General features: G+C 45.2%; 21 protein-coding genes. 11 read left to right on the forward strand and 10 right to left on the reverse strand.

Translation table 11 applies throughout. The annotated features are described in order from the left end of the window. Positions 1 to 5: 5 nt before the first annotated feature. The 5 genes from truA (at position 6) to AC07NA_RS24985 (ending at position 6,037) form a co-directional block, all read left to right on the forward strand. On the forward strand, positions 6 to 779 hold the full coding sequence (gene truA, locus AC07NA_RS24965; RefSeq protein ID WP_494900671.1) for a tRNA pseudouridine(38-40) synthase TruA: 774 nt from the start codon (positions 6 to 8) through the stop codon (positions 777 to 779). A 145-nt stretch (positions 780 to 924) separates the two neighbouring features. Beyond that, positions 925 to 2,724 (forward strand): ABC transporter ATP-binding protein, encoded by a 1,800-nt coding sequence (locus AC07NA_RS24970; protein ID WP_494900673.1) that lies wholly within the window; start codon positions 925 to 927, stop codon positions 2,722 to 2,724. Positions 2,725 to 2,838: 114 nt separating this feature from the next. Continuing rightward, positions 2,839 to 3,912, forward strand: coding sequence for an acyltransferase (locus AC07NA_RS24975; protein WP_494900675.1), 1,074 nt, complete (start codon positions 2,839 to 2,841; stop codon positions 3,910 to 3,912). 27 nt (positions 3,913 to 3,939) lie between these two features. Next, the gene (locus AC07NA_RS24980; protein ID WP_494900677.1) at positions 3,940 to 4,767 is read left to right on the forward strand and encodes an SGNH/GDSL hydrolase family protein; all 828 of its coding nucleotides are present in this window, start codon (positions 3,940 to 3,942) and stop codon (positions 4,765 to 4,767) included. A 523-nt stretch (positions 4,768 to 5,290) separates the two neighbouring features. Further along, positions 5,291 to 6,037, forward strand: a complete 747-nt coding sequence (locus tag AC07NA_RS24985) for a PLDc N-terminal domain-containing protein (protein ID WP_494900678.1) — start codon at positions 5,291 to 5,293, stop codon at positions 6,035 to 6,037. Between the two features lie 418 nt (positions 6,038 to 6,455). Here AC07NA_RS24985 and AC07NA_RS24990 read toward each other — a convergent pair whose 3' ends face one another. Beyond that, positions 6,456 to 8,114 (reverse strand): hypothetical protein, encoded by a 1,659-nt coding sequence (locus AC07NA_RS24990; RefSeq protein ID WP_494900680.1) that lies wholly within the window; start codon positions 8,112 to 8,114, stop codon positions 6,456 to 6,458. Between the two features lie 755 nt (positions 8,115 to 8,869). Here AC07NA_RS24990 and efp point away from each other — a divergent pair. The 3 genes from efp to AC07NA_RS25005 all read left to right on the forward strand — a co-directional run bounded on the left by efp (position 8,870) and on the right by AC07NA_RS25005 (position 11,054). Then, positions 8,870 to 9,430, forward strand: coding sequence for an elongation factor P (gene efp, locus AC07NA_RS24995; protein ID WP_345213902.1), 561 nt, complete (start codon positions 8,870 to 8,872; stop codon positions 9,428 to 9,430). 67 nt (positions 9,431 to 9,497) lie between these two features. Further along, positions 9,498 to 10,079, forward strand: coding sequence for a Crp/Fnr family transcriptional regulator (locus AC07NA_RS25000; protein WP_494900682.1), 582 nt, complete (start codon positions 9,498 to 9,500; stop codon positions 10,077 to 10,079). Positions 10,080 to 10,151: 72 nt separating this feature from the next. Then, positions 10,152 to 11,054 carry an EamA family transporter gene (locus AC07NA_RS25005; protein ID WP_494900684.1) on the forward strand — a complete coding sequence of 301 codons (903 nt, stop codon included), beginning with the start codon at positions 10,152 to 10,154 and terminating at the stop codon, positions 11,052 to 11,054. 9 nt (positions 11,055 to 11,063) lie between these two features. Here AC07NA_RS25005 and AC07NA_RS25010 read toward each other — a convergent pair whose 3' ends face one another. Further along, complete coding sequence (locus AC07NA_RS25010) at positions 11,064 to 12,230, reverse strand: hypothetical protein (RefSeq protein WP_494900686.1); 1,167 nt, start codon at positions 12,228 to 12,230, stop codon at positions 11,064 to 11,066. Between the two features lie 228 nt (positions 12,231 to 12,458). Here AC07NA_RS25010 and AC07NA_RS25015 point away from each other — a divergent pair, with 228 nt between their 5' ends. Then, positions 12,459 to 12,806 (forward strand): nuclear transport factor 2 family protein, encoded by a 348-nt coding sequence (locus AC07NA_RS25015; RefSeq protein ID WP_494900688.1) that lies wholly within the window; start codon positions 12,459 to 12,461, stop codon positions 12,804 to 12,806. A 10-nt stretch (positions 12,807 to 12,816) separates the two neighbouring features. Then, positions 12,817 to 13,137, forward strand: coding sequence for a MazG-like protein (locus tag AC07NA_RS25020; protein ID WP_494900690.1), 321 nt, complete (start codon positions 12,817 to 12,819; stop codon positions 13,135 to 13,137). A 15-nt stretch (positions 13,138 to 13,152) separates the two neighbouring features. Here AC07NA_RS25020 and AC07NA_RS25025 read toward each other — a convergent pair whose 3' ends face one another. The 8 genes from AC07NA_RS25025 to AC07NA_RS25060 all read right to left on the reverse strand — a co-directional run bounded on the left by AC07NA_RS25025 (position 13,153) and on the right by AC07NA_RS25060 (position 21,619). Then, a complete protein-coding gene (locus tag AC07NA_RS25025) occupies positions 13,153 to 13,962 on the reverse strand; it encodes a helix-turn-helix domain-containing protein (protein WP_494900692.1) in 810 nt (269 codons plus the stop codon). Between the two features lie 50 nt (positions 13,963 to 14,012). Next, on the reverse strand, positions 14,013 to 14,984 hold the full coding sequence (locus AC07NA_RS25030) for an aldo/keto reductase (protein WP_494900694.1): 972 nt from the start codon (positions 14,982 to 14,984) through the stop codon (positions 14,013 to 14,015). A 127-nt stretch (positions 14,985 to 15,111) separates the two neighbouring features. Next, the gene (locus AC07NA_RS25035; RefSeq protein WP_494900696.1) at positions 15,112 to 16,248 is read right to left on the reverse strand and encodes an FAD-dependent oxidoreductase; all 1,137 of its coding nucleotides are present in this window, start codon (positions 16,246 to 16,248) and stop codon (positions 15,112 to 15,114) included. Positions 16,249 to 16,293: 45 nt separating this feature from the next. After that, positions 16,294 to 17,109 (reverse strand): helix-turn-helix domain-containing protein, encoded by an 816-nt coding sequence (locus AC07NA_RS25040; RefSeq protein WP_494900698.1) that lies wholly within the window; start codon positions 17,107 to 17,109, stop codon positions 16,294 to 16,296. 124 nt (positions 17,110 to 17,233) lie between these two features. Further along, the gene (locus AC07NA_RS25045) at positions 17,234 to 18,688 is read right to left on the reverse strand and encodes a TolC family protein (RefSeq protein WP_494900700.1); all 1,455 of its coding nucleotides are present in this window, start codon (positions 18,686 to 18,688) and stop codon (positions 17,234 to 17,236) included. Positions 18,689 to 18,701: 13 nt separating this feature from the next. After that, positions 18,702 to 20,072 (reverse strand): HlyD family secretion protein, encoded by a 1,371-nt coding sequence (locus AC07NA_RS25050; protein ID WP_345213915.1) that lies wholly within the window; start codon positions 20,070 to 20,072, stop codon positions 18,702 to 18,704. 1 nt (position 20,073) lies between these two features. Next, positions 20,074 to 21,066 carry an ABC transporter transmembrane domain-containing protein gene (locus tag AC07NA_RS25055; protein WP_494900702.1) on the reverse strand — a complete coding sequence of 331 codons (993 nt, stop codon included), beginning with the start codon at positions 21,064 to 21,066 and terminating at the stop codon, positions 20,074 to 20,076. 181 nt (positions 21,067 to 21,247) lie between these two features. After that, positions 21,248 to 21,619, reverse strand: coding sequence for a hypothetical protein (locus AC07NA_RS25060; RefSeq protein ID WP_494900704.1), 372 nt, complete (start codon positions 21,617 to 21,619; stop codon positions 21,248 to 21,250). A 400-nt stretch (positions 21,620 to 22,019) separates the two neighbouring features. Here AC07NA_RS25060 and AC07NA_RS25065 point away from each other — a divergent pair, with 400 nt between their 5' ends. Continuing rightward, positions 22,020 to 24,890: a glycosyl hydrolase gene (locus AC07NA_RS25065; protein WP_494900733.1), complete on the forward strand. Its 2,871-nt coding sequence runs from the start codon at positions 22,020 to 22,022 to the stop codon at positions 24,888 to 24,890. Positions 24,891 to 24,915: the final 25 nt, after the last annotated feature.

Below are 24,915 nucleotides of genomic sequence, written 5' to 3' on the forward strand. Positions count from 1 at the left end.
GCGCCGTGGTAAACGCAAAACGTTATTTTATTGAACTGGCTTATGATGGTACGCATTACCATGGCTGGCAGGTACAGCCCAACGCTGTAACCGTGCAGGAACTGGTGAACAAAGCCCTCAGCACGCTGCTGCGTTGCCCCATAGAAACAATTGGCTGCGGCCGCACCGATACAGGTGTACACGCAACGCAGTTTTATCTGCATGTTACCCCCCAGCCCCCTGAAGGGGGGGCAAATGCTTTTGAAAGCTCCCCCTTCAGGGGGCTGGGGGGGCTTAATGCTTTGCTTCCGCATGATATCGCTATAAAAAATATTATTGAGGTGGCCGATGACGCGCACGCGCGTTTTGATGCTACCTTGCGCTCTTATGAGTACCATATTCATTTTAATAAAGATCCGTTTAAGCATGGTTATTCGTGGTTGCTGCGCGATGTGCCCGACCTGGATTTGATGAACCGTGCCGCCGCTATTATTATGGAGTATACTGATTTTAGCTGCTTCAGCAAATCAAATACCCAAACCATGACCAATAATTGCAAAATAAGTGGCGCCGAATGGGTAATGAAAGATGATGGCAGCATTGTTTTCCATATTTCGGCCGACAGGTTTTTACGCAATATGGTACGGGCTATTGTGGGCACATTAATAATGGTAGGCAAAGGCGACATACCGCCCGAAGCCGTACGCGATATAATTGAAAGCAAAAACCGCAGCAAAGCAGGCACATCGGTACCGGCCTGCGGTTTATATTTAACAGAGGTAAGGTATTCTTATATTTAGTAGCAAGTAGTTAGTATCAAGTATCAAGACGATCTTTATGCGGTGCATAATGGCAAAAGATTCAGATTAAAAGTACTTTATACCAACTACTTTATACCTCAAAAATACTTGATACTTGATACTCACTACTTGATACTTGATTAACATGGCAGAAGTAACCGGAAAAGCGCTTGATTGGAAATTGCTGGGCAGGGTAATGCATTACGTAAAGCCTTATAATAAAACCTTTATTATAGGTATGCTGCTTACCGTTTTTTTGGCGGTGATTGTGTTGGTGCAACCTATCTTGATTGAAAAAACGCTGGATAACCACATCATGACCGGCGATTACGACGGCCTGGTTTTTATGGTGATGCTGATGATTGGCCAGTTACTGGTGCAAACAGTAGCGCAATATTACCAAACCTATTTAACCAACGCGCTGGGGCAATCTGTTATCCGCGACTTGCGGATTGATGTGTTTAATCACATTACCGATCTGCGTTTGAAATATTTCGACCGGACACCTATCGGGATGCTTATTACCCGTACCGTATCTGACCTGGAAACCATTGCCGATATCTTTGCCGAAGGTTTAATTTCCATTATGGGCGATATGCTGGTTTTGGTAGCCATCATCGCCTATATGCTGCACGAGGACTGGAAACTGGCCTTGATCACCCTTATACCGATGCCTTTTTTACTGGCAGCTACCTTTGTATTTAAAGAGGCTATTAAATCGGCCTTTCAGGAGGTGCGTACACAGGTAGCACAATTGAACACCTTTTTACAGGAACACATTTCGGGCATCAGCATTATACAATACTTCGCCCGTGAAGACCAGGAGTTCCGCAAGTTTCGTAATGTAAACCAAAAACATCGCGACGCGCACATCCGCTCAAACTGGTCGTACTCTATATTTTTTCCGGTAGTGGAGATCCTGTTCGCCGTTTGTATAGGTCTGCTGGTATGGTATGGCTGCAAACGTATCCTTACGGATGAAGAGCTCAGTGCTTTCTCGGCCAATCCGAAAGGGGTAACCGCGGGTACTATCATCGCTTTTATTACCCTGCTCAACTTGCTGTTTCGCCCGATAAGGCAACTGGCCGATAAATTCAACACACTGCAAATGGGCATGGTGGGTGCCGACAGGATCTTCAAGGTATTAGACACCAACGAAATTGCCGAAAATAATGGTGAACTAAAACCCGCCACATTAGAGGGCGATATTTTATTCGAGAATGTTTGGTTTGCTTATAATGATGAGAACTGGGTATTGAAGGACATCAGCTTCCACGTAAAGCCGGGCGAAACGCTGGCCCTGGTTGGCGCTACCGGCGCGGGCAAATCATCTACCATTAATATCCTCAACCGTTTTTACGAGATCAGCAAGGGCAGCGTAAAGGTCGACGGGCACAACATCAAGGATTACGAGGTAAGTTACCTGCGATCGAAAATCGCTACGGTTATACAGGATGTATTTTTGTTTAGCGATACCATTGCCAACAACATCAGCCTCAATAACAACAGCATTACCCGCGAGCAGATCATCGCGGCAGCAAAAGATGTAGGCGCGCACGATTTTATTGAACGCCTGCCCGGAGGCTATGATTATAACGTAATGGAACGCGGAGCTACCTTATCTGCCGGCCAGGCGCAGCTGATCTCTTTCATCCGCGCGCTGGTTTATAATCCGGCCATATTGGTACTGGACGAAGCCACCTCATCAGTTGATACCGAAACCGAAATACTGATACAGAACGCTATAGATAAGCTGATGCAGGGTCGCACGGCGGTTGTGATTGCCCACCGCCTCTCTACCATACAAGGCGCCGACCGTATCATCGTGCTCGACCACGGCGAAATAAAAGAATCGGGCACCCACCAGGAACTATTGAAGATTGAGAACGGTTATTATCGTAAACTGTACGATCTGCAATTGAACTCAACGGGGATAGCGAGGTAAAGAGAGCCAAGAATTAAGAGTCAAGAATCAGGGCATTTGCAGCCTTTATAATTAAAAATGATCTTTTTATAGAAATTTAAATAACTTGATCGCTCAAACATTATAAACTACTGCATGACTACTGTTAAACCCGCCCGCAATTATGGTTTGGATATACTACGTGTAATTGCCTGCTATATGGTGATACAGGTGCACTCAGGCGAATTTTATTACATAGGCCCGGAGGCTGCCGTTTTAAATACTGCCGATGCGGTTTGGGTGGGCTGGTTAAATTCGTTATGCCGTATTTGTGTGCCGCTGTTTGTAATGATCTCGGGCTTCTTCCTGTTCCCGGTAAATGATGTGAATACCTTTTTTAAAAAGCGCTTTAGCCGGGTAGCCATACCCTTTGCTATATGGTGTGTGCAGTATGCTTTCTATCAATATTTTATGGGGACGGCGGATCTAAATACCGCCTTCACCAATATCCTGAAAATACCCGTAAACTATGGTGTAGAGATAGGGCACCTGTGGTTTGTGTACATGCTGCTGGGTTTATACCTGTTTGCGCCCATACTATCGCCATGGATACAAAGCGCGAGTAAAAAGAATATGGAGTTTTACCTCGTGCTTTGGGCAATAGCTTTCAGTTTACCTTATATCCATTTAATATTCCCCGAAATTTGGGGCGAAGCCTTTTGGAACCATACGCCAATGCTATATTATTTCTCAGGCTTTTTAGGCTATATAGTATTAGCCGTATATATTAAACGCTTCCATAGCGAGGCAAAGGCCTGGAACTATACACTCGGCATCGCGTTGCTGCTGGTGGGTTACGCTATTACGGTTTACGGTTTTTTACACCGCCTGCCTACCGAAAAGTTTGTAATGACGGTTGAACTTACCTGGGGTTTTGAAACAATTAACGTAGCCATGATGAGCGCCGGGGCGTTCCTGCTGATCAAAAATGTAAAACTAAGCAATCCAACTTCCGCATTTGACAAACTGGTGCTTGATGTATCTGCCAAAAGTTATGGTGTTTACCTTGCCCATATTATGGTGCTTAACTTTTACCATTCCCTGCTGGACGCACATTTTGATAGCGCCGCCATTAAAGTACCGCTTGTGGCTGTGTGTACCTTCATTACCACTTACGTGATCATTAAAATATTATCATACCTGCCAAAAAGCAAGTGGCTGGTTGGCTAATCATCTGTAAATAAAAAGCTTATCCCTATGAGAAAATTATGGTTGCTGGCTGTTGCCGCTTTAATCATCAGCGCTTTTACCCCGAAAAAAGAGATCAGTTGGGTAGCCATCGGCGACTCTATTACTTACCTGAACGATCATTTGAACGAAACGGGCAACCGTGTAACCAAAGGTTATATGACCCGCGTTACCGAGCAGCTCCCCAATATTCACTTTACCAACCAGGGCCATAACGGGTGGACAAGCATAGGCATTGCCAACGAAATTGAAAAGCTGGGCATTACCAAAGCCGATGTTTATACCATATTTTTAGGAACTAACGATTGGTGGTCGGGCCAAAAAGTGGGCACCATTAAAGATTATACCGACAATACCGGCACGGGCACCACCAGTGGCGCGTTCAGGGTGATCGTCGACAAACTGCGCGGCTTGAACCCAGATGCTAAGATCATCCTGATTACCCCGATGCAGCGTACCGATTTTGTGTACATCGCCGATAAAAATAACAACGCCTGGGGCTCATACAAAGAAAAGAACGGACAAACACTGGCGCAGTTTGTGGCGGCAATTAACACCATTGGCAAACACGAACATTTTAAAGTGATTGACCTGTACAATAAAAGCGGCATGACGGTGAACAAGCTCGTAAAATACAAATACCTCAAAGACCCGCAAACCAACCAGTACCGCAACTATACCTACCCCGATTATACCAATATCCCCTTCAACCCGCAAACTGACGAATACCCTTACCCGTTAGATGCCGTGGCTTTTACTTATGACGGTCTGCATCCGTCAGACAGTGGCTATCAGGTTATTGCCGATATGCTGGTGAAAGTGATGAAGGGGCTGTAGCTCTCTTTTCCGTCAGCAAACTGCTTCGGGCGAAAGCGGGCAGAACGTTGGTGGCCACGAGCGCAAAGGCGGGCATAGCGAACTTGTTGCATGAGGATGGGGATGCGTGACGGGGCAAAAGTTCCAGCCCAAAGTTCTGTTCGATTTGCAGGGCAATGGCCTTGTGCGGCAAAGAAGCCTTTTGCTGGACAAGCATTTTGTTACTTTTGTGCTCAAAAGTAATGGGGCTCTGCGCCCAAGAGCAGACCGATGTTGATAGCAGCACAAGCAGAAGAACGAGACGTGATTGCTTCGTGCCTCGCAATGACAATGGTCTATGAACAATTGATTATGAATAGATAGCCCCACACTATCCAATCTTAAATCCCCGGATTTCATACTTATCATAACAGACAAAAAACGTATTATCTGCTGTGGGTAGATTTTTAAGGTTTCACAACTCTTAAGTTTATAATCCTCAATACAATAATCGCTTCAACAATATTCCTGTAAATCATTACTTTTGGGTAACAACTGTCACATAATGTTTTTCGAACAAGGCTATTACTATTACATCATTATAGGTTTACAGGCAATTTGCGCTTTTCATTCATACAAGCGGGGTACACAAAGCAAATGGATCTGGATCATTGTATTTTTACCTGTTGTGGGCTGCCTGGTATATATTTTCAACGAAATGCTGCCATCGCGCCGTATGAGTGCGCCAAAGGTGAACGTGGGCGAAATACTGAACCCCGGCAGTAAGATCAAAAAACTGGAAGACAACCTTAAGTTTACTGACACCTTCGCCAATAAGATACAATTGGCCGATGCCTATTTAGCTGCAAAACAAAATGAAAAAGCCATCGCCATTTACGAGGGCAGCCTTACCGGAGCCTTTGCTGATAACGAACATGTGTTGAGCCAGCTGATGGTGGCTTACAGCGAGCAGGAGCGTTACCCCGAGGTGATACAATTGGCGGCTAAAATTCGTGGCTCATCAAAATTTCCGCAATCGCGCGCGCATATCCTTTACGCCATAGCATTGGAGCATACCGGCGACGTTGCCACTGCCGAAAAGGAATTCAGGGCGATGAAAGGCCGTTACAGCAATTTTGAACAGCGGTACCAATACGGCCTCTTCCTGATACGTAACGAGCGCGAAGAAGATGCCGCCGATGTATTCATAGAAATACTTAACGAAGTGCCCCACCTTAGCGCTGTTGAAAAGAAAAGCGGCCGTGTTTGGTTCAACAAGGTTAAAGAGGAGTTGAAGCGGATTACTGCGTAATTAATTTCCAATTTCCAGAGTTGCTCTACATGGCCTCAATATACTTCTTCCCGTCAGCAAACAGCTTCGGGCGAAAGCGGGCATAACTGTGGTGGCCTGGAGCGCAAAGGCGGGCATTTGAACTTGTTGCATGTGGGTGGGAGTGAGCGGCGAAGCATGGGGCAAAAGTTCCAGCCCTAAGTTCTGCCTGATTTGCAGGGCATAGGCCTTGTGCGGAAAAGAAGCCTTCTGCTGGACAAGGGTTTTGTTACTTTTGCCCTCAAAAGTAATGGGGCACTGCGCCCAAGAGCAGACTAACGTTAATTACTGCACAAGCTTAACATAGCACCCTACGTTATTGCTTCGTACCTCGCAATTGAACAATAAAAAAGCCGCCCCATTACAGAGCGGCCCTTGCACCAATTACCTGCTGCTATGCTTATTGATTTACCCTGAATTTTTCGGTAGCGCCGATGGTGGTGCGGTTACAGGTCATGGCTTGTGAGCCGTTTTCACCTGATAGGTATCTGCCATTGTTGCCACGCAGGGAGATGGTGCCATCGCCATTGTTTACCCAGTCGAACTGTTCCCACGGCCCAATAGCGGTACGGTTACAATTGATAGCTTGCGTGCCATTCTCGCTGCTTACATACTTGCCCGAGTTAAGCAGGGCCACCTTACCGCTGCCCGCGTTCACTACGGTAAACTGTTCCCAACCGCCAACTGCGGGGCGGTTACAATTCATGGCCTGCGTACCATTCTCGCTACTCACATACTGGTTATTGCTGCCTTTAAGGGTAACCACCTGCCCAATTGGTACCGTACCACCACCGCCAACTACGGGTTGGGTAGGGCGGGTAGCTGTTAAGGCGATCTGCCCTTTCAGCATCCGGCCACCATCGCCGGTGAGGCGCAGGTAGTAATCAGCAGAGCAGGCGGTGCCATCCTCGTCGAGCGTAACAAAATTTGTTCCGGCGGGTTTAAAGGCGGCGCTTTCAGCGGTCTTGGCAATTTGGTTGCCCTCATTGTACTCATCGTACATGGAGATGTAAATAGACTGCGCGCCTACCCTAACGGCATTATAAAACATGCGCCACATCAGGTCGCCGTGTACGCGCTGGTGTTCCTGCAAATCGCCGGGTAATACGCATGGCTGGTAATCTATACCGTTGGCATTGCAATCGGCCTGGTCGCTCACCATGTGGTTGTTATAAATATTATCGGCATCGCCTACGTTACCTACCGCGCCAATTAACCATGGCGATAGCATATTAAAGGCATGATAAACACCGATAAAGCCCGGCCGTGAACCATCAACACCGGTACGCCATTCGCGCGGCACACCACCGATAACGTAACATCCCTGCGCCTTAAACCAGTTCACCACATCTAAACATTGCGCGGCGGTAAATGGCCGGCCCGGGTCATTAAACCCGAAACCCCATATACACACTACCGGTTTGCCGTTTTGTTTGGCATAGGCCGATGATGAGGTGTAGGCCGACATCTTATTGGTCCAGTCGGTTTTAATTTCTGATTGCATGTTGGTCCACCCGGTAACATCGTACATAATATAAAACTTGCGGCCATAGGTTTCAGCCGCTGTTTTTACCTTGGCCGTCACCACGTCGCGGATGGGACCTTCGCCGCCTGTGGGATTAAAGCGTTGCAGCGCCGCGCAGTCGATGTTGTTTTGCTGCATCCACAAAAAGTGCGTATTAACGGTTTGGTCGTTATAGTTGGAGAATAAGCGCGCTTGCTGCCCGTTGCCCAAATTAGGCAGCGAAGTAGCGTAGGTAGTGCTGTACTCGCGCACATCCGGCCACGATTTTATGCGGATACTGCTTGTAGTAGGTGTTTGATTGTTAGGGTCGGCCCAGTGCCACCATATATTAATGGGCGATCCATCGCCAATGGCCGCAAACCAGCCCTGGTAACCTACCACAATTTTGCCTACCACATCGCCCACAGGCGAAGCGTTGGCACGTTTAACCTGGCTGCCCGGCGATTGAAGTTCGGGCTGGCGGATGTCTTTCTTTGAACAGGCCATCACCAAAAGGCACAGACCAGCCACAAGTAAAAAAATGATTTTTTTCATAATTCGGTTTTAAGATGTAATTGATTGGTTGTTTAAAATGAGCCGCAAAGCAGCATCATTACCGCTATGGCGGCATTACAGTAGTGTTTTTCATAAAGCAGGTAATAGTTAAGCCGGCATTAAAGGCAACCGGCCAAATAATTGGTACGGCAGCAAATAAAACTTCGTCCGCTTAAAAAAAACATAACAAAACATTAATACCATGGTGTATCAGGTATTTTTAATTAATTATTTAACCTATGATTAGTGTTTGGACGTAGTAATAAGTGGGGGGATGTGCGATTCCCTCCCTTGGGAGGGTGTAGGGAGGGGTTTCATCGCTGTTTTTTAATAAAAAAATGTATAAACCCTTCCCTGCTACCGCAATTCCCAACGCACCCCTCCCCAAGGAGGGAATTAAGCCTTTGTTACTAACACTTACATTTCAGCCTGTGGTCAGAGTTTCCCCGTGCATTTTTTGGAAGAAACAAGAAGTGGGGATGCGCGATTCCCTCCCCTGGGAGGGTGTAGGGAGGGGTTTCCACTTCTATTTTTTTAATAAGAGAACGTATAAACCCCTCCCTGCCACCGCTATTCCCAACGCACCCCTCCCCAAGGAGGGAATTAAGAAATCTTCCGAACACCTGCGGTGCTATCTCCGCACCACCATTTGGCAACAGATCTTTTAGCACTATAAATCACCACTATAAAAATTTAGACCAAGGTTATCATAACTTAATCTATCTTTGGGCTCAAAAAATTTACAACCATATTTTATGGCAAAGGCATCTGAAATTAAAGTAGGTAACATATTACGTTACAACGGCGAATTGGTAACGGTTACCGAAGTTTTACATCGTACACCAGGTAAGGGCGGAGCATTCTATTTAGATAAGTTTCGTAATATTAAAACAGGCAAAATTGTGGAAGCCCGTTTGGCTACCGACGAGCAGGTAGAAATCTGCCGTGTAGAAACCAACGACTTTCAATATTTATATGAAGAAGGCGATTACATGGTGATCATGGATAACACTACTTACGATCAGCATAACATTCCGAAAGCGTTGTTCGGTCCGGCGGTTAAATTCCTTAAAGAGGGCATGAACGTTATCGTATCTTTCGAGAGCGAAGAGCCTATTATGGCAACCGCGCCAAACCACGTTGAGCTTGAAATTACCTATACCGAGCCTGCCGTTAAAGGCGATACCTCATCGGGCGCGCTCAAAAACGCAACAACCGAAAACGGTGTAGAAATAAAAGTTCCTCTTTTTGTAAACCAGGGTGATAAAATTAAAGTGGATACCCGCACAGGTGAATACGTGGAGCGTGTGAAATAAAAAGCATTTTTCTTAATAAATACAGAAAGCCTCAAATTAAATGTTTGGGGCTTTTACATTACTTTATATGCCTACAGACGACTTTATTCAAAAAATGCAGCTTTATTACCCTTTGAGCGATAGCTGTAAGCAGGACGTAATCAAACTGTTGTACAAAAAAAGCATAGCTAAAGGCGAATTACTGCTGAATGCGGGGGAAGTGCCCAAGTATTTTTATTTTGTAAATAAAGGGCTGTTTTCTTATTACTATGTTGCGCAAAATGGCGATATCATTATAAAGAAATTTTTTGCCGAGCATACATTTATTGCCTCCATGTCGGCATTGATAGAGCAAAAACCGGGTTTGTTTGCTATTGCTGCTTTAGAGGATAGCGAGGTGTTGCAGTTTTCGGCAAGTAAATTCAGGGCATTGATGCAGGTGCACCATGATTTGGCCATGTACCACATCAGCTATATCGAAAAAAACTGGATAGTGGCCAAAGAGAATCTGGAGATCAGTTTAAAATACGAACCCGCTAAAAACCGTTACCTAAAGTTTAAAGAAGAGTATCAGCCTGTTTTGCATCGCTTAAAGCAACATCATATCGCCTCTTTTTTGGGGATAACACCAACGCAGTTAAGCCGCATCCGTAAAGATTTAAATCTTTAAAACATCAACATATGTAAAGGCTTTAAAAGATTAATTGTGCCAGCTTTGTGCCGTTAAAATAATAGTGACTTTATGATGGAGAAAGGCCCTAAAACAGCGGGAGTTTTATTGGTATTGCTGGGTGCAATAAGTTACGGCATATTGGCCACTATTGTAAAATATGCCAATGGCACGGGTGTGCATACCAGTGTACTCACCTTTATGCAGTTTTTATTTGGCGTTATTTTTTTGGTTATCTATTCGCGCGTTAAAACCCATCAGGATAAATCTGACCGCAAAATACCGCGAGGTTCTAAGATCAGGCTATTGCTGTTTGGTACTTCGCTCGGTTTAACAAGCACTTTGTATTATTTATCCATACAGTTTATACCTGTTTCAATGGGCATAATACTCCTGATGCAATCTATTTGGATGAGCATTGTGCTGGAAATTATTTTGCAGAAAGGTAAATTTCAAATTATAAAAATATTGGGGGCACTGTTAGTTATAGGGGGAACAGTATTGGCAACCAATATACTGTTTCAAACTACGATACTAAGCTGGAAGGGGTTGGCGCTTGGCCTTGGCGCGGGTTTGTGTTATACCATTTCGCTTTACTCATCAAGCAACGTTGAAACCCATTTACCCAATTACCAACGTAGCAAATACCTTGTTTTGGGTGGATTAATAGCCATAGTTTTGTTTTGGAACATGGCTATCATTACTCATTTTAACGATGCCTCTATTTTGATCTGGGGATTAACATTGGCCATTTTCGGCACCATTTTGCCGCCGTTACTTTTTACCAAAGGCATCCCCTTAACAGGTATAGGCATCGGCTCTATTATTGCAGCTATAGAAATTCCGGTTTCTATTATATCAGCAAGTGTAGTACTTAACGAACATGTTTCAACTTACCAATGGCTTGGCGTAGTCATAATTATCCTATCTGTTATACTTGTAAACAAGGGTAGCTTTTCGAGGCAATTACAATAAAAGCATCCCCTAAAACTCAAAAGACGATTTCCTGCTATTCTCTGCCGCGAGGTCTTTAATTACTTCGCGGCCGCTTTTCCACCGTTTTAGGCGGTTGGCTTGCTGAATGCCCGGTCTGTCTTTAATTTCATAGCCAGGCTGGTAATAATCGGGCATGGTATCTTTCATAGCGTTATGAATATCGTGCGTGCTTCCGGTTAGTATGAGTTGGGGATGGAGTTTTACCAGATCGGCCAGGGCATCGGCCATGCTGGCTGCATAGTAAGGGCAGTCCCAATCGTGCCGGTAAGGGTTATCGCCTTTAATATTTACCTTTTGCAGCGGGTGCGAAAGGTCTTCCACTATCTCCACTATCGCGTCACCAAAAACGTTCGAATATTCTGTAATAAAATGATTCCACCAGCGCGGGTGCTGCGGCAGTTCTTTTAACAAGGTATCGCAAACCATAACACGTTGCGGGAAGTCGGGGTTGGCAGGATCCATAATCACCAAAGAAGCCCCGAAATGCCCCTCCTGCTGCGAATGCCTGCTATATATCACAAAAAATTGCGGCCGGGTTTCACCTGCCTCATGCATCGTGGCGGTAAGTTCCTTTACATCTTGTAAGCGGTCTTCTAAAAAGCCACGTTTAAAAAATACGTGCAGGTTGCCTTCTGATTTTGCCGTGCAGCGTTTGCTGTTCTCATCAAAAACATTCCCGTTGGCCGGGCGACTGGTAAAGTGGTTGCCGCTATTGTAACGGATCTCTGATTCTTCAGGATAGGTGCTGATATCCGCGATATCGCCCGCTTCGGTTTGTTTGTTGGGGTGCACCGAGCGAAATGGGATATGCATTTGCTCGCTATCCATACGGCGGGCCAGGTTATAGATGCGTTGCTCGGTACGGGCCAATAACGGGTCGCCGGTTGTGGGATCAAAATATACATTGCGGGCGCGCCTGCCCAGGTGAGAAGCGATGGAACGGTTCTGTAATAATTTTTGAATGGGGTGCTGCGTATTAAGAAAAAAATCGCGCAGCGCGTCATTGGCTAAATATTTTTCCAGCGGCTGATCAAATTGCAGCAACGTTTCATCCTCGTGATTGTGGACCCACACGCGCAAAAAATTGTACACTTCCTGCTCAAAACGAGTGTTATTCGCTTCGGCAATCTCCATAGTGCATGCGCGTTGTTCCATATAAATTTTTAGGGGATTAATAAGCTGTAAGCTATTAAAAATATATGAAATTCAATGTCGCGATAAGAGAATGCTACTATCTTTTTACAAATATATTTACAACCATTGGTGCAGCGGCCAAAATTATCACCGCAGGTTGTGATCAAAAACGTTGACTGCCGTCAAAACAGCAACACATATCGCTGTTTTGGCGAACCTCGTTCCTGTAAATTTATCCAGCTTTGCTAAATGAAAAATACAGAGATCACAAAGTTTATAGAGGCCTGGTTAAGCACAGGCAATCAATACGATGTTGAAAAACACCTGAGTCTTTATCTGGCCGACGCGGTTTTGGATGACCCGTCTGTTGGCAGAAAATTTACAGGCCACACCGGTATTAAAGATTATTTTGTAAGCTATTTTATCGGTTACCATACACAAACCAAACTGGTGGAGCTGGTAGTTAATGATGATGAGCATGCGCACCTCGAAGTAGAATTTACTGGTGATTTCCCGGAAGGGAAAATAGGCGGTACATTTGATTTTACTTTTAAGGATGATAAAATAGCTTTTGTAAAGGCTAACCTGATACACTAACAAAAACGAAATGAGTATAAATAATTTTGATGAGATCGTAAACCGTTCTTTGGCGTTGAGGGAGAAATACCATAAACTGGAAGTGCAGCACCACGGTACCGAATGGACGGTAGAGGAAGATGCTTTAGCTTACCTTACCGATGCCGGCTTGGTTGGCCGGAATATCATGTCGCAGCAGCATCGCTGGCCTAAAGCCAAATCTGCAGAAGAGCTGGAACATAAATTGGGCGAAAACATTTGGTGGCTCATTGTTTTGGCAGAAAGATCGGGGATAGATATTAAAGATGCTGTAGAAAAATTTCTTGCTAAAACAGAACAGTTGCTGCCTTAATAACAGGCTGCCCTTTTATACCCATTCGGTAGGTGTTTTGCCAAACTTCTTTTTAAAGGAGTGCGAAAAATGCGACAGACTTTCAAAACCCAAATCAAGGTAAATGGATGATGGTTTGCGGTGCCGGTTCTCTATCAGGTGCCGGGCTTCCGTCAGCCGTTTTTCTTGCAGCCAATGCCGGGGTGCCATACCGAAGGCTTTTTGAAAATCGCGCTTAAACGCCGCGAGGCTTCTGCCTGTAAGTTGCGCGAATTTTTCGACCGGTACATTGAAATGGAAATTATTGAGCATGAATTTTTCCAGATCCATTTTATAAGGTTCCGAAAAATCGAACAGCAGGTCCTTTAACTCCGGCATGGTGTGCAGCAGCAGTTGTACAGCCTCTTTTACCTTGAGCATACCCACCGTTTGCGTTATCTTTTCATCAGGGTGATGCACATAAGGAAGCACCGACTGAAAAAAGCCCCGTAAAAAATCGTTCCCCGGGATGAGGATATTCGGCGCGCCGGTGTACTTATGCCCTATCTCTATTTGCTCTTCCAGGGCAATCTGCCTCAGCAGGTCTTCTTTCAGGCAAATAACAATGGTTTGGTAGTCTTCGCCTTCGAGCGGCACTTTGGTAAGTTCGCCCAATTGATTTTTCCGGATCAATAGCATCTCACCCCGTTCCATCGAGATCTTTTCGCTGGCGGTTTCTAATGTAAAACGCCCCGAAACCTGCATTACCAGCGTGTTATGCTCCAAAAAGGCCACCTTATCTTTCCGCATAGCCGATAGATAAGAGTAAAATATCACCCCCGGAATTATTTCAGTTGGATTGATCATCTGTTATAAAGATAACAAAACAGTTGGGGCTTTATGCAAGCCCCAATTGCTTAGCGTTGCAGGTATGTGCTGCCAAGTATAGCGCCCGGCGCAAAAGTAGTATTAAGTGTATCCAGTTCTTCGGCTGTAAGCACAATGTCCATGCCCTGTGTATTTTCGGGCAGGCGAGATCTGCGGCTCATGCTCACCAATGGCATAATATGATCGCCTTGCGCGTTTACCCAGGCAATGGCCAACTGTGTTGGGGTTAAGCCTTTGTCTTTAGCTATTTGCTTTAACACTTCCACTTTTTCGAGGTTCTTCACCAGGTTATCTCCCTGAAAGCGCGAGAAATGACTATGGTAGTCATTCGCTGCAAGCGGGGCTTTCATTTCGCCGGTAAGCAAGCCTTCGGCTGTATTGGCAAAGGCTACTACACCTATGCCCAGCTCCTTAGCGGTTGGCAGCAGGTCGGCTTCTATTTGGCGATCGGCAAGCGAATAGCCTATTTCTAAAGCGGTTACCGGGTGTACGCTGTTAGCTTTGCGTAACTGATCTGCCGTAATTTCAGATACGCCGAGGTGGCGTACCTTACCTTCTTTTATCAGGTCGGCAACGGTGCCAATCACATCTTCTACCGGTACGCTGTTATCTAAGCGACATGGTTGGTAAAGGTCAATGGTATCAATACCTAAACGCACCAGCGAGTAGTTGATGAAATTTTTGATGGCTATAGGCCTAAGATCTAATCCGAGCCATTTGCCTCCGTAAAATATAGCGCCAAATTTTACACTGATGAAGGCATCATCGCGCCTGCCTTTGATGGCTTTGCCTACTAATAATTCGTTGTGGCCTGCGCCATAAAAATCGCCGGTGTTCAGAAAGTTGATGCCGTTGTCTAAAGCTGCCTGTATAGTTGCTATGCTTTCGGCTTCGTCATTTACCGGACCGCCCCATACGGACGACATGCGCATGCAGCCTAAACCAAGTTTAGAAACAAGCGGACCATTATTGCCAAGAGGTATTTTTTGTATTGTTGTCATTTGCTGTTTTTTATTAAATTAACAATACAAAGATGGGTGTTGTTCGCCTCATCAAATTTCGCCCACGGCTCAAATAACTTGCTTGTACGGCTCATAGGTTGTAAGCCCCGTTAACAGCGTTACCGGTTTATGTTTGTGGAAAGAACCTTTGAAAGGTAAAGTCGGGCGAACGCATTTCTAATTCGTTTTGGCTCGATTCCAGCTGTGCCTCGCCCGCGTAAACAAACATTTGTTGTTCGTAAGCTTCAATAGCGCTTTGTATGGTATCAAATTTACCATTGGTAAGGCTCTCCGATAAAATCAGCGCGTCCATTAGTCCGGTATTTACGCCCTTGCCTGCAAAAGGCGGCATTAAATGCGCGGCATCTCCAATAAGTGTTATGGGTAGAGGGCGGTTGGTTTTCCACGATTTATCAAGAGGCAACTTCCTTGTTGGCAAGCCTACAAAGAGTGATGTCGACTGAAATAATTGCTTAAAGCGTTCATCCCATGAGGAAAATCTTTCTGAAAGAAACGCGATAACACTATCCCTATCCTGAAAGTTTAACCCGACACCATTGGTCCATTCTTCCGGTTTTTTGAAGATCACGCCATAAGTTAAAGCCCCGTTATTGAATGGATTGGCCACCAATAAATTACCCTGATGCGCGGTCATTATCCTTTTACCATCGCATAGGTTGTAAAACTCGGGGCACCTTGTTTCGGGTTGCGGAACATCACCCTGTATAATGATGGTTCCGGTTTCTTCCACCGCGGTATCGGTTACGTAACCTCTTACTTTCGACATTCCACCACTGGCGCCAATCACCACATCGGCAAGCGCGTCGGGTTTGTTCTCAAAATGTAAAAGCCATTTTCCGTTGTGCTCTTCCAGGCCCGTATGTTTACTGTTCCATACCACGGTGTCGTCGGCCAAGATGCCGAGCAGTATCTTTCTTAAATCGTTCCGGTTGATCTCGGGGTTGTCGTACCGGTTTTCGGGGGTGATATCCCTGGTAGATAAGATCTCGGCATGTTCATCGGCAATAATTATCCCCATGGGTAACGCGGTAGCATAGTAGCTTTTTAGCAATCCCGCCTTTTCAAGGGCTTTCTGTCCCGAATCCTGATGCAGGTCGAGCGTGCCGCCCCATATTCTTGTTTGCGGGTTTTCGTCCCTTTCGTATACGGTTACATCTACACCGTTTTGCTGTAGTAACCTTGCCATGGTGAGCCCTACCGGGCCTGCGCCAATAATGGCTATTTTCTTGTCTTTTAGTAACATCGTTTTGTGTTGTTTATCAACACAAAATTGGGGAATGCGATCAGGTTAGGCTTGTACAAACGCGACAAAATCGTTTACATTGAACTGCCTTTCTTTCGCTTTTCGGGCGAAGGCCGCAGGGGTAGTGCCGGTATAGCGTTTAAATTCGCGGCTTAAGTGCGATTGATCGGTATAGCCCAGTTCATGGGCCAGGCCTGCCAGGTTAACATTGGGTTGATGCCATAAACGGTTGCGTACCTGCTCAAAACGCATGAGGCCAGATACATCTTTAACCGAATAACCCGACGATTGCTTGAAGTTGCGCTCCAGTGTTCGTACTGTGGCATGTGCCGCTTCGGCTACCCGGCTTACGGATAGCGTACCATTTGCCTGCCGCATAGCTGCACCTGCCTTGGCGAGCATGCTGCTGGTTGCAACCTTTAAGCGTGCATCTAAAAAATACTGCTTTACCAAAGCCAGCGCGTCGGCTGTTTTACCGTTAATGATACACTCATTTAATTGGGGTTGAAGCCGGGCTATGGGATGTTCAAATATGCGTACGCCGTCTTTCCCGGATGATAGCCCGAGCAGGTCGAACACCGTCCAGGGGAAGCACCTTACACCGATGACCTGTAAGCGATTTTCCGTATAAAAAGTAACAGGCTGATTAAGCAGCCCCATCATAAATGGCGACGGCAATGATTGCATACTCCCGTCAGCAGCCACGCTTTGGAGGTTCCCGAAATAAAAAATAATTTCGGCATAACCATCAGGCACCACCTCAAAATCCGATTGCTCCTCCCCAAAATCCCGGGTATTATACCAAAAGCACTTTATGGTATCCCGAAGTTCCTGTGGTGGTTCAAATTCCTGGTGCTGCATGGTGGTGGGTGGTGAATTTGGGGATCGTTCGCTTAATTAATGTGCTACTAATCTACAAAATATCACCAAACGCAAAAAGGGCTGCCTATTAAGACAGCCCCTCTTTATCCACATATATATACTATTATAAATTAGCCTGATTTTGGCGTATCCCTGCTTTGTAATAAAGTTCGGCGAGGGTTTTCTGGTAGCCCGATATCATGCTTTCGCGTTTTATCTTCATATCAATCAGCTTACTCTCGCGGCTGTTGATCAGGAACAGGGTACTCTCGCCCAGGTCGAACTTTTGGAGTTCGCCGCTAAGCAATACCTGCTGGTTGTTGATGCTTTGTATTTGAACACTCAATTGCGATTTATAGGCCGTGAGGCTGTTGTAAGATTTGGTAATATCGTTACCTATCTCCCTGCCCGATTGTTGCAGATCGTAATTTAATTGCTGCTGCTTAATTTTCACCTCCCTGAGTTTACCTCGTTCGGCACGTAAAAATAACGGGAATGCAAACTCAATACCAACCTTATAATTGCTCCAGTTAAAATCGTAATAATCGGGCACGTACGAGTTAAAATTTCTTCGCGATGATATCAGTGATCCGCTGATATTGATCTTTGGCTTCATCACCTCCTGCCTGTAGCGGCGTTCAATATCCAGCTGGGTGCCTTTTGCGCGTAGCTTAACCAGTTCGGGGTGTTGCTGGCTGGCCTGGCCCAACAAGGTATCGAGCACGGCATTACCGGGTAAGGTAATATTCTCGTTAACCGGTTGCGGTACGGCATTAGCAGGCAATTCGAGCGGTGTACCCTGCTCATTCCATAAATGATTGGAGAGTACCAGCATGGCGTTTTGCATTTCTACCGTGCTTTTTGCCAGTTGCAGCTGCCTGTCTTGCACGGTAATACTGGCTTCTACCGAATCAATCGGCGGTTTATCGCCCATTAGGGTTTGGCGGCTTACTGCCTCAAATCTTTTCAGGGCAAGGTCAACACCTTCTTTTATCAGTGTGTATTCGCGGTAGGTATAGTACCAGTTCCAGTAGTCTTTAACGGCAGCGTACCAAACGCTGTTTATTTGCTTCACCTTGTCGGCTTCGGCATAAGCTACCATCGCTTTGGCCTGCCAAAGGGTGCTTCGCCTGGCATCTATCAGTAAGCCCTGCCCCAGCGGAATGCTAATGCCTACGGCAGAAAGTCCGTCGGTATTGGTACGTGTTTCGGGGTTGGTATAAGTGCCTACGTTACGGTCGTAACCAAGTTTAAGATCGGCACCGGCAATATACAGCGGCACTTTAAGTTCGCTGCCCCAGTTATTGTAATACTCGGTACTGCCAAACAATTTGCGACCGAAGGAGGCCTTCAGCGCCGGGTCAAAATACCCTAACGATTGCAGCACGGTGGCCTTGGCAGCGTCACTTAGCAAAGATGCCTGTTTTACAATGGGGTGATTTTTAAAAACTATCTCTTCCAGATCTTTAAGCTCGAATACCCTACCGGTATCAGCCGCCTGCCCGGTTTGTGCATACGCATCAACCCTTAACAGTATCACCGCTATCAGTATGGTAGTTAAATATCTTATTAATTTCATGCTCATTTTTTAATTATCCTTTCTTTCCATCGGTACTCTTTTCTGATGGCTCTTTTTCCAGGCTCGGCGGGAAACCATTCAACTGTCGCCATATCTCATACCACAGCGGTACCGACCGCAAGATGATACGCCCATAAACTCCCGAACCCTGGCGCAGCTGTACCGGCCAAGGCTCGTCATTTTGAGGCACAGGGTTGGCAGATTTTATCAGCAAACGATATTTACCACCATTGCTGCTCACGCGGTCGATAGCCCATACCTGCCCGCCAAAAGTACCCACGGCTACCGATGGCCAGCCCGAGAACTGTACCGATGGCCAGCCTTCAAATTGCAGGCGCACATCGCTGGTATCCAGTATCAGCGGTACATCCATCGCGTTCACATAAAGCTCGGCAGCTACCTGCGGGTTCTTGGGTTGCAGGGTGGCAATTGATTCGCCTTCTTTAATGTTTTCGCCAATACCGGCTTTCATCGTTTTTACTACATAACCATCCTGCGGCGCGCGCACAATGTACAGTCCGCGGCGTATGGAGATATTAGAAATATCGTTACGCAGCTTAGCGATCTCGCCGCGCACGCTTGCCCTGCTTGAAAGCGCCGAGCTCATATCTGACTGCGCCTTAGCCAACGATTCCTGGTACTTGGCCCTGATGTTATCCAGATCGATACGGGCATTAAGCAATGCCTGCTTGGAGTTGTTCAGCTTATTTTGCTGACCGATAACCTTCGCGTTATCTTCCTGCAATTTCAGCCTGCGGGTTTCTATATCCGTAAGTGAAAACAGCCCCGTTTTGTATCCCGACTCGTATCGCGCTAAACGGGCCTTGGTGGTTTCATAAAAGTTTTGAACCGCTACTAAATCGGCACTGTCAATTTTTACATAGTTTTCTGATTGCTGCACCTTGTTTTCGGCAGACGATAGTTGAAAACGCAGGCCGCTTGTAAGCGCTTTTATTTGCGCGGTTGTAGCATCCATTTTTTGTACGGCGGCTACTTCGCTGCCTTTTTTGGCTTCCAGTTGCTCATCCAAACGCAAAGGCAGTTCAGGGTCAAAGTACGACTGGCTGGTTTCGGAGATAACCAATATCGTGTCGCCCTTTTTAACTTCCTGCCCTTCGCGTACAGCCCAGCGTTCAATACGGCCGCCTATCTGGTTTTGCACGGTTTGTGGTCTGTCTTCGGGGTGCAGGGCGGTTACCGTACCGCGACCGGGTATGGTTTGCCGCCAGGGCAGCATCAGTATAATAATGAAAAGAATAAGGCATATCAGCATGATACGGCCCAGCATGCGCGAACTATTAACATTAATAAGTTCATTTTTCGAGCGCACAGCCAAATCTTCCATGTGTTGGTTGTGCAGATTGTTTTTTGATGACTTAGCCATGTTATTTTGCCTCCTCCAATTCCAGATCGGTTACTACTGCCAGCTTTTCGCTGCCGGTAACCATATCAAAAACAGTATTCATGTTGGTTAATAATTTTTCAACCGCGTAGCTGATCTGTACAATGATCACCTCGGCTGCCACGAACTGGCCGAACGTCATTTCACGCTCAACCACAAAGTACGAGCCCAGCAGCAGCAGGCCGCCCATCAATATGGTACGCAACGCTACCGACCCCAAAAAGAATTTTTTTAGTATGCTGAAATGATCGTTACGCGAACCCAGGTATTTTGAGGTGATCTCGTCGGTAGTTTTTACAATGCTATCCATCATTTCGGGGTTACCTCGGTATTTATCAAGGTCGCCGGCCACTTCTTCGAGGTAAGCCACCAGTTCATATTTATGGCCCGATTCGTCAATGCTTGTTTCTACTCCCTGCCTGTAGTATAGCAGTATGATAGCCGCGATCACCAAAATAGCCAAAAGCCCCACCACCATAAACACCGGGTGGTAAAAGGAAAGCAATATGGCGCTGAAGAATATTTGGACCGATGCCGCCACAATATCAACCAGCAGCTTGGTTAAGCCTTTTTGTATAGTAAGTATATCAAAAAAGCGATTTACCAGTTCGGGTGGATGCTCGCCGTGCAGTTCTTCCTTTTTAATGCGGGGCAAGCGGAACGCGAATTCCATAGAGGCCTTTGTAAATATCTTTTGCTCCAAAAACTCAACCAGCGTAAGCTGACCAATTAAAAGCGAGCCGCCTATAACAACGCCTATCAGCACCACCGCTATAAGTATATAGGTTGAGCTGTACATGGCACCGTTAGAGAGCAGGTTGAACACCGCCGTGGTACCCAATGGCAGCGTTAAACCAATTAAGCCAATGAGTATGGCGTAAATAAAAATGTAATTAATGGTATTACGTTCGTAGTGTAGTATACGCACCAGCCTTTGCCAGGGCGTAATAGCATTTACATGCTTATTTTTTTTCATAAAAACAGGTTAAAAAACTAATAGTAAATAGTGGATAAAGGGCTTACCTGATTTGGATTAGGATGAATTACCCGCACGGAAACAGCACATAATCTTGTACCTGTAGTATACTACACATGGCCACAAATCATAGCATACCATACCGGAACCAATAGCGCCGGGCAAGCCAATAATAATTATGTTATACTAAAGCGGGGTTTGGAGGCGGGGTAAGTACTACCCTAAGTGGTTCTGTAAAAATACTGAAACTGTAAACGTACCAGTGAACAGACAAAGGAGTTACCCAGGTAAGCGATTTAAAAGAGATGGCATTATCGAAACAGGAATAAAGTTTTTTCTCGCTCTTTTCAAAGCAATCCTCGTTAACATCCCGGTTCTCATCGTTAGGGTTATCGTCGTTGTTATCAGCAATATTTTTTACCGATACTGACTTATTGTAAGCAACATAGCAGTCAATAAAAAGGTCGCAGCATTTGATGGCGAATACTGTGATGAGCAGCATTCCCAGAGTTCCTTTAATGGCCGACTTTCTTAAAAATCTTACTAATTGCATTGTCGCAAATATAACCATTAATTACACGAAGCCCTTTGAAATAAAGCCTCAATAACTAAAAAGATACAAAAAAATGACCTGTTTAATGGCTGTTGGTGGACTTAAATTAAGATTTGATTAGAGAGTGATTAGAAAATGTTAAGACACTAAGGGGAGGGTGGAAGGTTTGGCTTTATTTATTCTTGGAAGTAAAGATTGAATGTCTGAAGTTCTACAGAATACACTCAGATTGTTTAAACAGACAGTGCAGGACGGTTAATATGCATTTTAAATGCAATATTGGCAATTAGCATATAAACCGATTAATACCTTTAACTTAAATTACCTTTAATTGATGAGTGTAAAGCAATCTACCTTATTCAAAGTGCTATTTATGGCGCTTGCGCTACTTGGCACAAATATGACTTTCGGACAGACTAATCATGTTAAACAGTCTACGGTTTCCGACAAGCTCTTAAAATATTTTACTGCTCCTCCTGATTCGGCTAAATCAAGAGTTTATTGGTTTTGGATATACAACAGGGTTACTAAAGAGGGAATAACAAGGGATTTGACCGAATTTAAAGCAAAGGGCATCAGCGGTGTAAACCTGATTTGCAACGGTGGATACGGTGGTAAAGAACCACTTTTAGGCGTAGACTTTTTAGGCAAAGAATGGAGGACCCTGTTTAGGCATGCGGTTAAAGAAGCCAACCGGTTACATATAGAGTTTGGTTTTAACCTGGCCGGAGGATGGACATTTATGGGGCCATCTGTAACAAAAGACGATGCCATGAAAAAGGTAGTTTGGGCAGAGCTGAAAGTTAACGGCGGATCGAAATTTGTGGGCAAACTTCCCTTGCCAGAGCAGGTTGAAGGCTATTATCACGATATCATGGTTCAGGCGTTCCGTGTTTTGGACGACGGAAAATTAGTTGATCAGGGATCAGTTACAGACATTACAGATAAATTGGCCGCTGATGGATCAATGGCATGGAATGTACCAACAGGCAAATGGGTGATACTTAGAAGCGGGTACACGCTTACCGGGCACCCGTGGAGTAAATGGAAAGCCTATCCTGAAGGTGATACATTTAAAGGCGGAGAAGGCTACGAAATTGATTATCTGAGTAAAAGGGCATTAGATAACTATTTTGATTATTTGGGAAAAACGGTTATTGCAGAGGCAAAAAAGGCAGGCGGACATATTGATTATTTGTGGAGCGACAGCTGGGAATGCGGAAAATTAACCTGGACACAGGATTTCGCCGAACAGTTTAAGCGATTCAGGGGATACGATTTAAAACATTTCATGCCTGTTTTAGCAGGCTACACGGTTAAAAGCCCGGAAATTTCAGAGCGTTTTAAGGATGATTTTAACCGGACCATTCAAGATTGTATTGCAGAGAACTGCTACGGACACTTTGCCGAACTCTGCCATAAAAATGGTATTAAAGCAGGCAGTGAAGCAGGCGGACCGAATGATATATCTCCGATGGACGTTTTAAAGAATTTTAGCACACAAGATATAGTTGCAGGTGAATTTTGGGTGAACGGGCATCGCAATGCTTCGGGAGGATATAACCAAAACAGGATGTCGCGCCTAAACCTAAAACAGACCGCTACTGCGGCACATGTTTACGGGAAAAGGCAGACCGAGGCCGAGGCTTTCACCGAGCAGGAAAAAAATGCGACCCATTGGACGTTAGGCCCATCTGATCTTAAGCCTTATGCCAACGATGCATTTTGCGAAGGTATTAATCGTTTAATGCTTCACTCGGCCACATCGCAGCCTCCTTCTGACGGTAAACCCGGTTATGAATATTGTGCAGGCACCCACTTTACGCCAAATGTTACCTGGTGGGAGCAATCTAAGCCGTTTTTCACCTACCTCAACAGGTGCCAGTTTATGCTGCAACAGGGTACATTTGTTGCCGATGTTTGTTTTTATTTAGGAGAAAGGCCCCCGCTGCTGGCACCACCTAAATATAATATCCCAACACTTGGCCCGGGCTTCGATTGTGATTACAGTAATCCCGACGTATTGCTGAATAGGATGACAGTTAAAAACGGATTGATCACTTTACCTGATGGAATGAGTTATAAGTTGTTAGTGCTTCAAAACTGTGTATCACCTGATCCTGATATTGCAAAGCAAGTAGGTTCGTATCAAAGTCTCGGGGTGCCGCTTGAAGCTTCAAAAGCCATGTCGTTACCGGTGATTGAAAAGATCAGGGAACTGGTTTACAATGGTGCAACAATAGTTGGCCCGCCGCCCGAAAATGCAGGAGAACTTAAAGATTATAATGAAACCGATATTAAAATAAAGAAAATTGCAACTGAGATTTGGGGAGATCTGGATGGACGTACGAAAACAGAACGAAAAGTTGGTAAAGGACGTATAATTTGGGGAAAAACCGAAAAAGAGGTGCTATCACAAGATGGTGTGATCCCTGATTTTGAATTTGCAAATCAGGCAGATAAATCTGATGAGTTTGATTATATCCACCGCTCGGCAAAGGATGCGGAGATCTACTTTGTTATTAACCGAACCAATCAAAAGCAATCGCGTGCATTTACATTCCGGGTGAACGGGAAGGTTCCCGAGGTATGGGATGCCTTAACAGGTAAAACATTCAATGCAAATGATTACATGCAGGCAAATGGTGCAACCACATTGCCCCTTGAGTTTGATAGCTTTGGTTCGCTATTTATAGTATTTAGAAAAACCGCAACCGCCAATATCAATGCTGTTAATAAGAAGAACTTTCCTGTTATTAACCATGAGCAAAAACTGGCGGGTACATGGGGCGTATCTTTTGATCCAAAATGGGGCGGACCGGCGCATACCGAATTATCTGAATTAAAAAGCTGGACTGACAATACCCAAGATGGCATCAAATATTATTCAGGTACTGCCACCTACCGGAAAACTTTTGATTTGAATAGCTTAAAAACAAACGACCAAAAAAGCAAGAAGAGGATCATAATAGATTTAGGAGATGTAAAAAACGTTGCCGAAGTAAAACTTAACGGAAAGAATTTAGGCGTACTATGGTGTGCGCCATGGCGGGTAGATATCACTGATGCCGTAAAAGAAAAAGGGAATATTTTAGAAGTTGAAGTTACTAACCTTTGGGCCAATCGTGTTGTGTTCGATTTAAGCCTTCCCGTGGCTAAACGGCTAACTAAAACTCACGAATCATTCCGTTTTGATATGCTTAATGCAAATACCCCGATATTAGAATCGGGTTTACTGGGCCCCGTTTGGATTGATAGCGCTAAGCAATAATGTAATATACGTATAACAGAAAGAT

This window comes from Mucilaginibacter sp. GW821-FHT07G05 (assembly GCF_059418565.1).